A 13,715-nucleotide genomic window follows, 5' to 3' on the forward strand; every position below is an offset into this window, starting at 1 on the left:
CATGGCGCTGAGCAACAGGGACAGGATCGGCCGTGGGCTGGAGATTCTCGGGAAGGGGCTTGAGCCGTTTGTCGAGATGATGATGAGCATGGCCACGACAGGGAGCCACGACTGGCTTCAGGTCATTGAGGCACGGGACGCCGTCAAGCACGGCGTGAATAAGACCTACGAGAAGACCGATGTGCGTTTCCTGCTCCGTGTCATCACCGAGGAGTGGCGGGTCTTCAAGGACAGGCTCTCACGGGGAGAGCAGAACTTCGCGAGCGAGTTACGCGAGGTCGGCAACAAGTGGGCACACACTAAGCCGTTCTCCGGTGATGATACCTACCGTGCTCTCGACACGATGGAGCGGCTGCTGATCGCGGTTGGCGCCATGGACCGGGCCGACGAGGTGCGTAAGCTTCGGCTGGACCAGCAGCGGAGCCTCTACGACGGTGAGACCCGTAAGGCCGCCCAGTCCGTGACCTCCATGCCCAGCATCGAGGCCAACGGGCTCAAGCCTTGGCGGGACGTCATCACCCCGCACGCGGACGTGCAGGTGGGCAAGCTGGACGCCGCCGAGTTCGCCGCCGACCTGCACATGGTCTCCATCGGGGAGAGCACCAGCCGGGAGTATGCTGACCCGATTCAGTTCTTTCGCCGCACCTACCTCACCGAGGGTCTGAAGGACCTGCTGCAGCGAGCGGTTGCCCGGGTCGGCAAGGACTCGAACGCCACCCCGGTCTGGAACCTGCAGACCAACTTCGGCGGTGGCAAGACCCACTCGATGCTGGCCCTGTGGCACATCTTCTCCGGGAAGCCGTTGCACGAGTTCCCGCAGGAGGTCGTTGACCTGTTCGCGGACACGGACATCAGCGCAATCGGCAGCCAAGTCCAACGGGCCGCGCTCGTCGGCAACCACATCGACCCGAGCGCTGGGAAGCTTCACGAGGACGGCGTCCACACTCACACCCTCTGGGGTGAGCTGGCTTGGCAACTCGGTGGGCGCAAGGCGTACGAGATCGTCCGGGAGGCCGATGAGGCGCACACCAACCCCGGTGACGCGCTTCGGCAGCTCATCGCGGCCTACTCACCGTGTCTGATCCTGATCGACGAGTGGGTGGCCTACGGTCGGCAGCTCTACGGCCGCGACGACTTGCTGGCCGGGACGTTCGACACCCAGTTCACCTTCGCGCAGACCATCACCGAGGCGGTCAAGGCCGTGCCGGGCGCGCTGCTGGTCGTCTCCATCCCCGCCTCCAGTCACAAGGAGACGGAAGAGGGGATCATGGGTAGCGCGCTGGAGGTCGGCGGGGTCAACGGCCAGGCCGCGCTGGACCGGCTGCAGAACGTGATCCGCCGGGTGGCGCTGCAATGGCAGCCCGCGCGGGCGCATGAGTCCTTTGAGATCGTCCGTCGTCGCCTCTTCGAGGAGCCCAACGCTCAGGCAAAGGCCGAGATCGCGGCCATCGCCAAGCAGTTCTGGAAGTTCTACAACGACCACAAGGGTGAGTTTCCGCGCGGGTGTTCCGAGGTCTCCTACGAGAAACGGATCATCGACGCCTACCCGATCCACCCTGAGCTCTTCGACCGGCTCTACGGGGACTGGTCGACGCTGGATCGGTTTCAGCGCACCCGGGGCGTGCTCCGGTTGATGAGCATCGTCATCCAGCAGCTTTGGCAGGCCCAGGACGCTGGACCGCTGATCATGCCGGGCTCGCTGCCGCTCAACCATCCGGCCGTGGTCAGCGAGCTGACGCAGTATCTCCAGGACAACTGGAAGACCATCATCGAGACCGACGTCGACAGCGAGACGGCCACGCCGGTCCAGATCGACAAGGAACGGACCGTCTTCGGCAAGCGGGCACTCACTCGCCGGCTGGCCAGAACGCTCTTCTTCGGTTCCGCTCCTACGCTGACCAAGCAGCACAAGGGTATCGAGCAGCAGAACATCCGGCTTGGCGTGGCCATCCCTGGCGATATCGTCGGCAACTTCGGCTCCGCGCTGCATGTGCTCAGCGACCGGGCCACCTTCCTCTACGTGGACGGTGCCCGCTACTGGTACGACACCCAGGCATCGGTCACCCGTACGGCCAAGGACTACGCCGAGCGGCTGCACAAGGAGGACGTCTGGCTGGAGATCGTCACGCGACTGCGGGCTAAGGAGCTTAAGTCTCGTGGTGACTTTTCCGCCGTGCATGTCACCGACGACAGCAACGATGTTCCGGACACCGGTGACGCACGACTGGTCATACTGCATCCGAGCGTCGTCCACGCCAAGAACGACAACAACTCCTCAGCGCGTCTCCTCGCCCAAAAGGTGCTCGATAAGCGGGGCAGCGCGCAGCGGATCAACCGCAACATGCTCATCTTCCTAGCCGGCGACGCCAAGCGGATGGAGGAACTGTCGGACGCCGTACGGGAGCTTCTGGCCTGGCGGAACATCACGGGGCGCAAGGACGAGCTTGATCTCACCGTCCAACAGATCAAGCAGGTGGAGACCCGGCTGGCCAATGCTAACCAGGCCGTCGAACTGCGGATCCGTGAGACCTACTACTGGGTGTTCGTCCCTGACCAGCAACCCGGTGGCCACATCACCTGGCAGGTCGAGAAAGCTGACGGTGGCAAGGACCGGCTGGCTGAGCGGGTCAGTGTCAAGCTGAAGCAGCGCGACATGCTCCGGGTGGTCCAGGCCGCGTCGGTGATCCGAGGGAACCTGGACCGGGAACTGGCCAGCGTCTGGGAGCGGGGCTACATCTCGGTCAAGGAGTTGTGGGACTACTACTGTCGCTACCCCTACCTGCCGAGGCTCCGAGACCGCGAAGTGCTGGATGGCGGGATCGCAGCCGGGCCCGATGAGATGGATTGGGAGCGCACCGGGTTCGCCCTCGCCACCGGTTACGACGGTCAGCGGTTCGAGGGACTGGCCCTGCCGCCGAACAGCAGGTTTGGGCAGATTACAGACAGCACGTTCCTGGTTCGGCCCGACCTAGCTCTGGCCCAACACAATGCCGACGTCGAAGCAAAGGCGAAGGCCGATGCTGCGGCGGCAGCTACTAGCGGGGGGCCGGGCGGTGGAGGCTTGGGTGTCCCCGGCGCGGGCACCGGCTCGCACGGGGTGACGGTCATTATTCCGGAGCCTGGAGGGAAGACCCCGCCACCACCCCCCGGCCCCAAGAACGTCAGGTTCTACGGGAGCGCCACGCTCGACCCGGAGTTCTACCAGAAGAGCTTCACCAAGATGGTCCAGGAGGTCATTCAGCACCTGGCCGCAGTGGAGGGGGCGGAGCTGGAACTCAGCATTGAGATCAACGCCCGCAAGCCGGATGGCTTCCCCGAGGACAAGATTCGCGTCGTCTCGGAGAACGCCCGTGTCCTGAAGTTCGACCAGTTCGGCTTCGAGGACCACTGAGGTCGACGGTGCACCGGCTGCTCTTCAGCAGGTGCACCGTCTTCTAGATAGAAGGAACAGGGCTGAATCCGGCCAAGTAACCGAAGTTCAAAGCGATACCAGACCCCCGACTGATCGCATGGAGCCCGCATGCCGGTGGAGAAAACAGAGCGTTACGTCCAGACCCTGGTGGATCAGATCTCCAGGGGAGAGATCAAACTCCCGGAGATCCAGCGTGGTTACGTCTGGAAACCCACCCAGGTGGCCAAACTGATCGAGTCGCTCTACCGGGGGTATCCCAGCGGGTCGCTGCTGTGCTGGCGCACGTTGGAGGAGCCCGCCACTCGGGACGTCGCGATCGCTGGAGATCAGGCCAACCCTGCCGTGCAGCCGCTCTTCCTGCTCGACGGGCAGCAACGGCTGACCTCGCTCCACCGGGTGCTGAGCGACCACCCCGATGCCCAGATCGTGTTCAACGTCGAGACTGAGGCATTTCAGAACCAGAGTGCGGCGACGGCGAAGGACCCGCGCTGGATCAAGGTTCACGATGTCGTTCGACCCGACGCCAAGCTGTACCGGCTCATCAGTACGACGCAGGCAGCGGTGCCTGGGTTCGATCCAGATCTCATCGGAGAGCGGCTGGGACGGCTAGCCGCCATCCGGAACCGGGCCTTCCACATGGAAATTCTCACGGAGTTTCCCTATGAGGAGATCGCACAGATCTTCGTCCGGGTGAACAGCGGACGCCCGCTCAAGACCAGCGACCTGGCATTGGCGACCCTGTCGGCCCGCTGGACCGGGGTGTTGAAGAAGTTGGAGGACGAGGCGGCCTACTGGGCGCAAAAGCACTACCAGGACCTCGACGTCACCTTTCTGACTCGGGCGCTGACCGGAACCGTTCTGGGCAGGGGTCTGTCCACCTGGTCACATGGCCGACTCGTTGCCGCCACCGACGAGGAACTGGAGAAGGGGTGGGCCGCCGTCCAGCGGGGCCTGCGCCACCTCGTCCCGTTGCTCCGGGAAAATCTGAAGGTCGGCAACAGCAACCTGATCCCCTCTCACGTGGCGCTGCTCCCGCTCATCGTGCTGCTTGGTGAGCGGCCCGACACCGGACTGGACGCCGAAACGGCCAACGGGATTATCTACTGGTTCCTGCTCGCCAGCATCCGCAACCGCTACAGCGGCTCGACCGACACCCGGCTCGGCCAGGACATCCCAGCCGCACGTGGTCCCGAGCCGGTGAAACAACTCCTTGCCAACCTTGGCGTCCGAGGCGCCCACTTCGAGGTGACGGCCCAGGATCTGGTGGGTCGTACGGTCGGGAGTCCTTACTTCTTTCTCAGCTTCCTAGTGGCGAAGAACGCCGGCGCGCAGGACTGGTGGTACGCCACGGAGATCTCCGCGACCGCCGAAGCGGGCCAGAAACTGGAGTATCACCACATCCACCCGCAGGCGACGCTGAAGAACCACCAGAACGGTTACAGCAAGACCGAAATCAACGACCTGGCCAACCTGGCGTTCATCTCCGGCAAGGCCAACCGCAAGATCAGTGACCGCTCGCCCAGCGACTATTTCGTGGACCCGAAGCCACCGCTGCTGACGGAGTCCGAACTCGCGGCGCATTTCGTTCCGTACCAGGAGTCACTCCGCCACGCCGACGCCTACCGCGACTTCCTGGATGCCCGCCGTAATCTTCTCGCCCGAGCTATGACCGGCCTGCTCGACCGCTTCCGGCCCCCGTGGATGGACGAGACCGAGGCGACCTCCGACCCGCTTGCGGGCTGTTCCGTCGAGTTCGTGCTCTACCAGAGCTCCTGGGACACCGGCCAGATCGTAGTCAACGCCAAGGGGGACGGGTTCGGCTGGACCGGGTCATTCAGCTTCGCCGACCTCGAATCCGTGATCCAGGCCGCGGATGGTGGCCTGGACAGCGACTTGGAGATCGCGGGCGTGACCATGCCGGTACGGGTGGAGAGTGACACCGTCACGATCCCCATCGGGCCGTTCCTGGTCTCCGGCACCCTCGACGCCTGGCACAAGATGCTCGAACGCGAGCAGGTCGATGCTCAGCCGCTGTCACAGTGTCCCGTGATCGCTCCCCAGCCGTGGGAAGGCGATTCGGTCTCGTTCCCTGTTACCAGTATCGAATAGTGATCATTATTTAATAGAGGTTATCGGTATGGGATTTAAGAAGGGTGGCGCTCAGGACGAAGGAGCGCCGTCTGGCCGCTACCGTACAGTTTTTCATGCCGACCTGGCGCCGGCTGATGCTTTTGGAATTACAGCCAACGAGTTGCGCTCATGGCTGATTGCGAAGACTAGATACAAAAGCATCGACATCGCCGCCTACGATGCCGGACAGGCGCGGTTGGGCGACGGAATAATACTCCTCCATAATGTCCGGTCGGGCGGGGATGGCGCGCAAACCCGGCACTGGCAGCTTCGCGAGAAGAACGACGGTGGATACTGGCTCAGCTCATTGGTCGTTCATGCGCCGTCGAAGCCGAAGAACCCAAAGCAGCGCACCTGGTTCTGGCTCGATGTCGAATACGTGCGGACCGCCGATGACGACGAGGACTGGAGACCTCCGCGAGCCGGCGTTCCTGGTATAGCCCGGAAATTACTGGCGGCTGTGGACGCTCGTGACCACTGGGCTGCGCTGACCCCAACTCCCACTCTTGTCAGGCCAGACGGAGTTGAGGATCTCCTTGAGATTCTCACCGATGAGGAACGTCGACTCCCCACCGTGGTGGCGTCGTCGCGGGGCCAAACCGTTTTCGATTCGTGGCGCAAGAAGGTTGAGGAGGTAACGAAGTTCCTTCCCGGGGTTGCGAGCCTCTACATCCTCGACCCATTGGCTGAAACCGAATTCAACAAAGCCGTAGGTGGCTCCTTTGAAGTCCGGGGTGGTGCAATAAGAACATATCTTCCCGGTTTGGATCTGGCGATCGACGAGGATGCCGCTCGTCATCGTGTGCTGTCCGAACCACGCATTCAGGAAAACAGTCGCCGCGCCGCGCAGCTTCTTTCGGGGTTTCCGCGGCGACTGGCAGCTGACGGTCGTCTGCCAGGACCTCTGAGCAAACTGGCTCGCACAGCCGGTCTTGTAGCCCCGAGTCCGCCCAGAACGCTTCCTTTGCCGGAGGAGAACGGCGAAACGTCTCTCGAGGCCCTCCGCAAGGAGGTCACGAGTCTTCGTCAGGAGAATGACGAACTTCGGGAACTGTTCGAGATGGTAGGAGACGAGGAGAAGAAGCTTCGGGAAGAGGTTGCCGACTCGCAGAGCGAGATGCTGGATGTCACGGAAGACCTTGAAGCGGCAAATGAGAAGATCGCCGAGCTATCGGACTGGGTCCGCGTCCTACGGAAACGACTTGAGAATACCGGGCGCGTAGCCGAGGCCTATGTGCCGACTGAAGAACCGACCAAGCTTCCCACTCAGTTGCCCGAGGTTCTGGAGTGGCTTGATGATCTCGACCGTGTCGAGTTCACCGGGGACATCGACAAGGTTTGGAAACTCGAAGAGAAGGCGCAGTCTTCGACATGGGCCCAAACTGCTTGGCAGGTCGTTCTTGCGTTTCAGGAATATGCCGACGCAGTGGCCGACGGAAAATTTAATGGCGACTTCCGTAAGTGGTGTGCCGAGCCGCCCTCAGGTGTTGCTGCTGTCTCCGCTGGAAAGGTGAGGCCGGACGAATCAAAGACGGTACACACCAATGTCAAGATGCGTCGTCAGCGAGAGCTGCCTGTCCCGCCTGAGGTGCATTTTTCAGAGCGAATCCACATGTGGGCGCATATTTGCATTGGTGGAGGTGCGGGAATGAGCTCGCCCCGCATGCATTTTTATGACGATGTACACGGAACCGGAAAGATCTACATCGGATATCTCGGCCCCCACCTGGACGTCAAATCGACCAACTGACCATATCGGAAGGCTTTCTTTGATGCGGCCTACGCCGACTCGGAGACGTTTTCCGGAAATTTTTTGTCTCTCGCGACTCTAGGACACTTTCAGGGGAACGCTCCCGTTCTTGGTAGGCGGTTCCCGTCGTTCAGGTGAGCTTGTCGAAGTGGCTGTTCTTGATGCCACTGATGAAAGTGGTCCATTCGTTGCGGCGGAAGATGAGGGTTCCGCCTTCGCGGTTCTTGGTGTCGCGGACGGCGACGGTATCACCGACGAACGCCATCTCGACGCAACTTGCTCCTTCGCCGCTGAGGCTGCTCTTGCGCCAGGGCGCACCGGAGAGGTCAGATTGCTGCATCCTGCTTCCTTCCGCTAGTGATCTTCGCGTGAGGATGCGAATAACGCGATCGTGTCCGCAGGGCTGAGCGCTATCGCGCGAAGATGCTCACACATATCGTTATACCTCTCTATATCCGTTTCCTTCTCAAGGAACAGGTCGCCAGCCATGCTGTCGATGTAGATCACATCGGAGTTGCCCGGCACGAACTTCAGGACGATGAAGCTGCCCAACATCCCGGAGTGGGCTCCGGCGGAGAACGGGATGACCTGGATGGTGATGTGCGGGCGCTGAGCCTGCCGAGCGAGATGCGCGAGCTGCTCGCGCATGATGGCGTTGCTGCCGATCTTTCGGCACAGAGCGGCCTGGTCGAGGATCGCCCACAGGCGGAGCGGTGTATCCCCCTCCAGAAGAGCCTGACGCTGCAGTCGGGCAGCAACACGGTCTTCGACCTGAGCCTCGGTGGCAGTTGGAGGCACAGCTCGGATCACTGCTCGCGCGTAGTCCTCGGTCTGTAGCAGGCCGGGGATGAACAGTGACTCGTAGTTGATGGCCTGCTCAGCCTCGGACTCCAGGCCGATGAGCGCGGTGTACTGATCGCTGAGATTAGCCTCGAAGCTGTGCAGCCAGCCGCGCTGTTTGGCCTCCTTCTGCAAGGTCATCAGGTCGGCTCGGCTGCTGCCGGTGACCCCGTAGGCGTCGAGCAGAGTGATGAGCGTCCGAAGCTGCGGCTTGGTCTTGGCGGTTTCGATCCGGTAGAGCGTGACGCTGTTGACGTTGGTTTTCTCGGCGACGTCGTCCTGGGACAACCCTGCGGCTTGGCGAAGACGTCGTAGCTCCGATGCCAGGCGGCGCAGGCGCACCGTGGGAGGTTGGCGTCTGCTCGACTGGCTGGCCACATTGCCGCCCATCCCTCGCTTCTCTGGCATTTATCTACCTTTCCGGATCATGTAGTCACTACAAATGTATCCCTTGCATTCACTGTGAGTGATGCTGCATGCTCACACAGTCAAGCCTTTCAGGTGGGGTTCCCGCTGAACGGCGAAACGCACGATTTCCCCAGACGGCCGGGCGGACGATCTTCCCTCCCGAGGCGGCCCACTCCCGTACCGGGTGCCCGTCCGGCCTCAGCGGTACGACCGGCGACGCATCTGCGACGCTCCCCGGCCGTGCTTCCCGTAGGACCGGCACCGTGCCCCCGTCCCCCGTGGGGTGAGCGGCGTCCCCCGTCTGCGAACGGTGCCGGTTCTACGTCCGACGTACTGACCAGGAGCGGGTGAAATGACCGGTGTAACCACCACGGAGCACTATCTGGAACTCTCCGTCTTCCCGACCTCGCCCTACTACGCCCGCGTGCACGTCCGGCGGGTGCTGGAGGGCTGGCGGCGGGACGACCTGATCGAGACGGCCCAGCTCGTCGTCTCCGAGCTGGTCTCCAACGCCGTCAAGGCGCACACCTCGTGCCCCGCCGACGTCGAGACGACCCACCTCGGCCCGGACCGCATCTGGATGGACCTCTATCTGGTCGGCGAGACGGTGGTGCTTCGCGTCTGGGACGCCGCCCGCACCCTGCCCGTCCTGCGCGACCCCGACCCCGACGACGAGAGCGGCCGGGGCCTCCGCCTCGTCGACCTCCTCGCCACCGACTGGGGCTACTACCGTCCCACCCCCGGCGGCAAGATCGTCTGGTGCACCCTGGCAGCCTCACCACCGCCCCGAGAAGCCACTGAGCTCTGAAAAGGAGCGATCGATCGTTCGCTGGCCGGTTTGAGCCGTACAGCGGCAGCATGCCGGATCACGAGGACCGCGATCGTCTGAACCACGGACTCGCGGCCTGATCACGTGCGAAACTGTGCCGCGATCGACCAGTGGGCGGGTTCCGCCAGTCGGGCCGTCCGATCATGATCTCCTTGCTGCCGATCGTAATGATTGCGGAAGCGGCGAGGCCCCCTGTCCGGTGATAGGCCGATCGGCGATGATGACAGCAGGAACGACAATGAGAGGAGGCGAGCGACATGGACGACATCCGGACTCGGACGGGTCTGCTGAATCAGAGCGACGCCGCCCGCTTCCTCGATATCCGGCAGCAGACCTTCAACCGCTGGGCCAGGGGTTACGAGCGGGGGCGTCCGCTACTGCACGTTCTTCCCTCCGGCGACTCCCGGCAGGCGACCGCGCCGTTCGTCGCCATGGCCGAGGCCTATGTGCTGGACGCGCTCAAACGGGCCGGCGTGAAGCCGAACAGGATCCGGCCCGCCCTCCAGCGGCTTCGGCAGGAGTTCGGTCACGAGTACGTCCTACTCGCTCCCGAACTGGCGACGGACGGCATCGACGTGCTGTGGGACTTCTCGCGAACGGAGGCCGGTGCGGGACTCATCGAAGCACGGACGGGCCAGCACGTCATCCGGGAGATCGTCACCGACTATCTGGACTACGTGATCCGCGCCGAGGACGGATTCCCCGCCAGCCTGCGGCTGCGGAGCTGTCTGCCGTCGAATGTGGTGGTCGATCCACATCGGGCGTTCGGGCAGCCGATCTTCGCGGAGACGCGCACGAGGGTGTCCGAGGTGGCGGCCATGATGAAGGCCGGCGAGGAGCCGGAGGTGATCGCCGATGAGCTCGGAGTCACCCTCGACGACGTCAGAACTGCCACCCGCATCCTCCTGAGCCACGCCGCCTGAGTTCTACCTCGACGAGAACAGCGTCAGCCGCAGTGTCCGTAGGCTGCTGGCCGGACTGGGTTGCACACTCCCGCGGAACTGTTCGGCTCGCGAGACGAGGCGCTGGGTGCCGCCGATGAGCGCTGGCTACCTCTGGTCGGGCAGCGAGGTTGGCTGGTGATCGCCTGCGACATCCGTATCTTCGAGCGCCCGCACGAATACGAGGCATATCTCAAGGCCAAGGTCGCGGTTTTCCTGCTGCCGGGCGAGTCGAAGGTCGAGGAACGCAAGGGACTGATCGCCTGCAATCTCTCGGCGATGTGCAGCGAGGCCAGCCAGCTCCGATCAGGTGTATGGCGACTGACCGCGCACGGGCTGGACCCCTATGAGGCTCCGGCTGCGAAGAAGAAGCGAGCACGGCGTCCGAAGACGATTGGTTGTGGATCTTACCGCGAAACCCTCCAACTGGATCTGCTGCCCCGCGAAGGCAGCCAGTGGCAGCGTTGAGGTGCCCGGCCGAACAGGTGTGATACGAGGACCTCGCCGTGAGAAGGCAGGCGGCCGGTTCGCGGACAGGCGCGAAGAGAACGATCAGAGCGCGATGGCCGGGTGCCCGTCATGCGGAGGGAGCCCGGCCTTATTTCGCGGTTCGTACTCGACCACGCGCCACTCACCATAGTTGAGCCGTCGATCGTGTCCAACCGCTATTGGAGATCGCGCCGATCGGCGGCCATATGGCAGGGGCGGCTGAAACGTGATGTCGCGGCGGCGACGGCAAGAAGTTCCTGGTCGCCAAGGCCGAGCAGAAGGTACGGAGTCAGCTCGCCGTACTGCAGAGCGAGCGTGCCCACGTGGACGGCACCGGGATTGGTCGAGAGGTGTCCTCGAAAGCGGTGGCGAGCCGATGGCATATCAGTTTGGATCGGAGAGTCCCTGGACATTCTCGTTGATGCAAACGGAGGGAGGTCAATCATGGGGGAGAGGCTGCGGCGAGAGAATGAGCCTCTGGCATGGCTGATCCGTGGTGGCCGGGACGGCGAGGGCAACGAAGAGTTGGAGGATAGAAAAGAGGACAAGGCGCTTGCCGAGGGGCTCGCGGTCATCGGCTGGCGCGAACTCGGAGATATCGGGCACTACGCGCACCGGGACGACCTCAAGGAAGAGGTACGGCGCGCCTATCCGAAGAGCTCGCCGGGTGTCATCGCCAACTGGGCCGGGCAACTTTGGCGATTCTCCAAGGAGATCCAGGAAGGCGACCTGGTGGTGATGCCCAGGAAGCGGGATCCCAAGAAGGTCGCGATAGGGAGGGTGATCGGCCCTTACGAGTACCGCCAGGACGAGGCACCTGGATTCCGGCAGGTCCGTAGGGTCGAGTGGATCCACACCGACATTCCTCGCGATATTTTCAAGTCTGACCTGCGTGCGAGCACCACCTCTCTTCTCACGGTCTGCGGATTGAGCCGCAATGACGCGGCACGACGGATCGCTCACCTTGCCGAATACGGTGTCGACCCCGGAGTGGAGGGACAGGAGGAGATCACCACGGCCGCCGATCTCCTGGAGGACGCTGTTTCGCGAAACCCGCAGGATCCCCGGAAGCTGACGATCCGCGACCTCCTGGAGCACTGGGGGACCTCACGTCGAACCGGCTCGGCCATTGAAGCGATCAAATCCGATCTCGCCGCTCAGGGCCTCACCACCCAGCCGCCGTTCACAGAAGGCTCGGTGGACACGGAGGTCGCTCTGGTGCGACTCGTCGGGGAACCCGATGTGGAGATGAATGTCGTCGAAGACGCCGACGACATCGAGAATGTCTTCGACTACGAGCCCATGACGCTCAGGCTCGGCGGTCTCCCGGCGCCGCTCGTCTCGGTGCCGAAATCGGCAAAGCTCAAGTACGCCAAGACCCTCATGCTGACGAAGAACTTCTCCCAACTGGCCGTGGTCGACGAGGACGGCACCTTCCACGGTGCGATCAGCTGGGAGTCGATCGGTCACGCACACGTCGCTTCGGCCGATCCGACGTTGCAGGAGGCACTGACAGCCGCCGTCGTAGTCGATCACGATGCGCTCCTCCTCGACCAGATCGAGGTCATCTACGAAAAGGGATACATCTTCGTCCGGAGTGCCGACCGATCAGAGGTAACCGGGATCATCACGGCAGCGGATCTGACCCGCCAGTTCGGTTACCATGCGCGGCCGTTCATCCTGATCGAGGAGGCGGAGAACAGGCTCCGCCGGGCGGCAGAGGTGTTCAGCGTGGACGACCTCAAGCAGGCGGTGACACCACATCAGAGGTCCAAGGTCCGCCAGGCCGCAGATCTCACCTTTGGTAATTATTTCCACTTGTTGAAGGACCAGGGGCGATGGGAGGTGCTGGGCTGGAACGTCGATCAGGAGATCCTTCTTGAATACCTGGAAGAGGTCCGGAAGGCGCGTAACGAGCTCATGCACTTCTCTCCAGACCCGCTCTCTCCCACGCAGTACGCGGCCGTGCACGGTCTGCTGGCGGTGCTCCGGGCCGCCGACCCGCGGCCGTAGCAAACCGGAGAGGTCTGTGCCACGACCGAACGTGTGAGCGGTGCTTGTTGACGACCACGTTGTTGAGCAATTCCGGGGGCACCGCGGCGAGGGTGACTTCGAAGTACTCCCCGGCAGCGCACCCGGTATGCATTCTTGGGGTTGGCGAAAATGCTGCGGCAGGCCGTTCCCACGGACAGCGGTAGAGACACTTCGGGGGGTGTTGCCGCGGGATCAGTGGCCGCTGATCTCGGAGGTTGGCTGATGAGTGGCTACGGTCACGTAGGCGATCGGGCCGCCGGACGTGGATTGGAGGCGCTTGCCGAGAAGGATCTCGGCGATTCGCAGGTCGTCGGCTGTGCCAACCGTGATCATGTTGATGGTCGCGTCGAGGTCGCTGATGTAGCCGGCGAGCCGGGCATCGAAACGATGACGGATCAGGCCGTTGCCGGTTGGTTTAGTGTCCCAGCTGCTCAGTCCCGTTAGTACGGCGACGACGAATCCGCCGAGTGTCACCGGGAGAATGCCGGCCTGGGCGATCTTTTCCGGTCTTCCCACCCACCATCCGCGCAGCGCCTCCAGCAAGTCCGCGGGTGTCAGGTCGGCGTGAAAGCCGATGAAGGGTCGATCTTCGTCTGGGACATGCTTCGCCACGTCGACGCGCAACACCGCCATCGTGGCGCTGCCCGTTGTCGTTGGCAAGAGGTGATGTAACGCTACAGCGGAGCGGGCCCGGATCCGTTGCGCCACGTCCGTAGGAATGACGAGCTTGTCGCTGTGTTGACCGGCTACGGGAAGCAGACCCGCATCCGCGATCTTCCGTAGGGCGGGGGAGGAAAGGCCCAGGTGAACGGCGGCTTGCTGCAGGGTGATGAGGGTCATGGCTTGTGAGGTCCTCTCTCGGCTCGCTGCGTTTAGACTTTC

10 protein-coding genes are annotated in these 13,715 nt (G+C 63.1%); 7 read left to right on the forward strand and 3 right to left on the reverse strand.

The window, feature by feature from the left end; genetic code table 11:
- The first annotated feature begins 1 nt into the window (after position 1).
- The 3 genes from AB0G15_RS19500 (at position 2) to AB0G15_RS19510 (ending at position 7,292) form a co-directional block, all read left to right on the forward strand.
- The gene (locus AB0G15_RS19500) at positions 2-3,391 is read left to right on the forward strand and encodes a Swt1 family HEPN domain-containing protein (protein WP_362841402.1); all 3,390 of its coding nucleotides are present in this window, start codon (positions 2-4) and stop codon (positions 3,389-3,391) included.
- Positions 3,392-3,520: 129 nt separating this feature from the next.
- On the forward strand, positions 3,521-5,521 hold the full coding sequence (locus AB0G15_RS19505; RefSeq protein ID WP_362841404.1) for a DUF262 domain-containing protein: 2,001 nt from the start codon (positions 3,521-3,523) through the stop codon (positions 5,519-5,521).
- Between the two features lie 28 nt (positions 5,522-5,549).
- Positions 5,550-7,292: a hypothetical protein gene (locus tag AB0G15_RS19510; RefSeq protein WP_362841407.1), complete on the forward strand. Its 1,743-nt coding sequence runs from the start codon at positions 5,550-5,552 to the stop codon at positions 7,290-7,292.
- Positions 7,293-7,422: 130 nt separating this feature from the next.
- On the opposite strand, the gene AB0G15_RS19515 is transcribed toward AB0G15_RS19510, so the two are convergent.
- Positions 7,423-7,632 carry a DUF397 domain-containing protein gene (locus AB0G15_RS19515; protein ID WP_362841410.1) on the reverse strand — a complete coding sequence of 70 codons (210 nt, stop codon included), beginning with the start codon at positions 7,630-7,632 and terminating at the stop codon, positions 7,423-7,425.
- Between the two features lie 14 nt (positions 7,633-7,646).
- The gene (locus AB0G15_RS19520) at positions 7,647-8,540 is read right to left on the reverse strand and encodes a helix-turn-helix transcriptional regulator (protein ID WP_362841413.1); all 894 of its coding nucleotides are present in this window, start codon (positions 8,538-8,540) and stop codon (positions 7,647-7,649) included.
- 352 nt (positions 8,541-8,892) lie between these two features.
- Between AB0G15_RS19520 and AB0G15_RS19525 the strand changes: the two genes are divergently transcribed.
- From AB0G15_RS19525 to AB0G15_RS19540, 4 genes are all read left to right on the forward strand, one after another.
- On the forward strand, positions 8,893-9,348 hold the full coding sequence (locus tag AB0G15_RS19525) for an ATP-binding protein (RefSeq protein ID WP_362841415.1): 456 nt from the start codon (positions 8,893-8,895) through the stop codon (positions 9,346-9,348).
- 278 nt (positions 9,349-9,626) lie between these two features.
- Entirely contained in the window at positions 9,627-10,292 is a 666-nt protein-coding gene (locus AB0G15_RS19530; protein WP_362841418.1) for a DUF433 domain-containing protein, read from the forward strand.
- Between the two features lie 60 nt (positions 10,293-10,352).
- Positions 10,353-10,778 (forward strand): hypothetical protein, encoded by a 426-nt coding sequence (locus tag AB0G15_RS19535; protein ID WP_362841421.1) that lies wholly within the window; start codon positions 10,353-10,355, stop codon positions 10,776-10,778.
- A gap of 465 nt (positions 10,779-11,243) precedes the next feature.
- Positions 11,244-12,812, forward strand: coding sequence for a CBS domain-containing protein (locus AB0G15_RS19540; RefSeq protein WP_362841424.1), 1,569 nt, complete (start codon positions 11,244-11,246; stop codon positions 12,810-12,812).
- Between the two features lie 213 nt (positions 12,813-13,025).
- On the opposite strand, the gene AB0G15_RS19545 is transcribed toward AB0G15_RS19540, so the two are convergent.
- A complete protein-coding gene (locus AB0G15_RS19545; RefSeq protein WP_362841427.1) occupies positions 13,026-13,673 on the reverse strand; it encodes a hypothetical protein in 648 nt (215 codons plus the stop codon).
- Positions 13,674-13,715 lie beyond the last annotated feature (42 nt).

Source organism: Streptosporangium sp. NPDC023825 (genome assembly GCF_040639575.1).
In the GTDB taxonomy this organism is placed as follows: Bacteria; Actinomycetota; Actinomycetes; order Streptosporangiales; family Streptosporangiaceae; genus Streptosporangium.

Coding starts and splice junctions, on each gene's coding strand:
- AB0G15_RS19500 (WP_362841402.1), top strand. CDS start 2: ATGGCGCTGAGCAACAGGGACAGGATCGGCCGTGGGCTGGAGATTCTC.
- AB0G15_RS19505 (WP_362841404.1), top strand. CDS start 3,521: ATGCCGGTGGAGAAAACAGAGCGTTACGTCCAGACCCTGGTGGATCAG.
- AB0G15_RS19510 (WP_362841407.1), top strand. CDS start 5,550: ATGGGATTTAAGAAGGGTGGCGCTCAGGACGAAGGAGCGCCGTCTGGC.
- AB0G15_RS19515 (WP_362841410.1), bottom strand. CDS start 7,632: ATGCAGCAATCTGACCTCTCCGGTGCGCCCTGGCGCAAGAGCAGCCTC.
- AB0G15_RS19520 (WP_362841413.1), bottom strand. CDS start 8,540: ATGCCAGAGAAGCGAGGGATGGGCGGCAATGTGGCCAGCCAGTCGAGC.
- AB0G15_RS19525 (WP_362841415.1), top strand. CDS start 8,893: ATGACCGGTGTAACCACCACGGAGCACTATCTGGAACTCTCCGTCTTC.
- AB0G15_RS19530 (WP_362841418.1), top strand. CDS start 9,627: ATGGACGACATCCGGACTCGGACGGGTCTGCTGAATCAGAGCGACGCC.
- AB0G15_RS19540 (WP_362841424.1), top strand. CDS start 11,244: ATGGGGGAGAGGCTGCGGCGAGAGAATGAGCCTCTGGCATGGCTGATC.
- AB0G15_RS19545 (WP_362841427.1), bottom strand. CDS start 13,673: ATGACCCTCATCACCCTGCAGCAAGCCGCCGTTCACCTGGGCCTTTCC.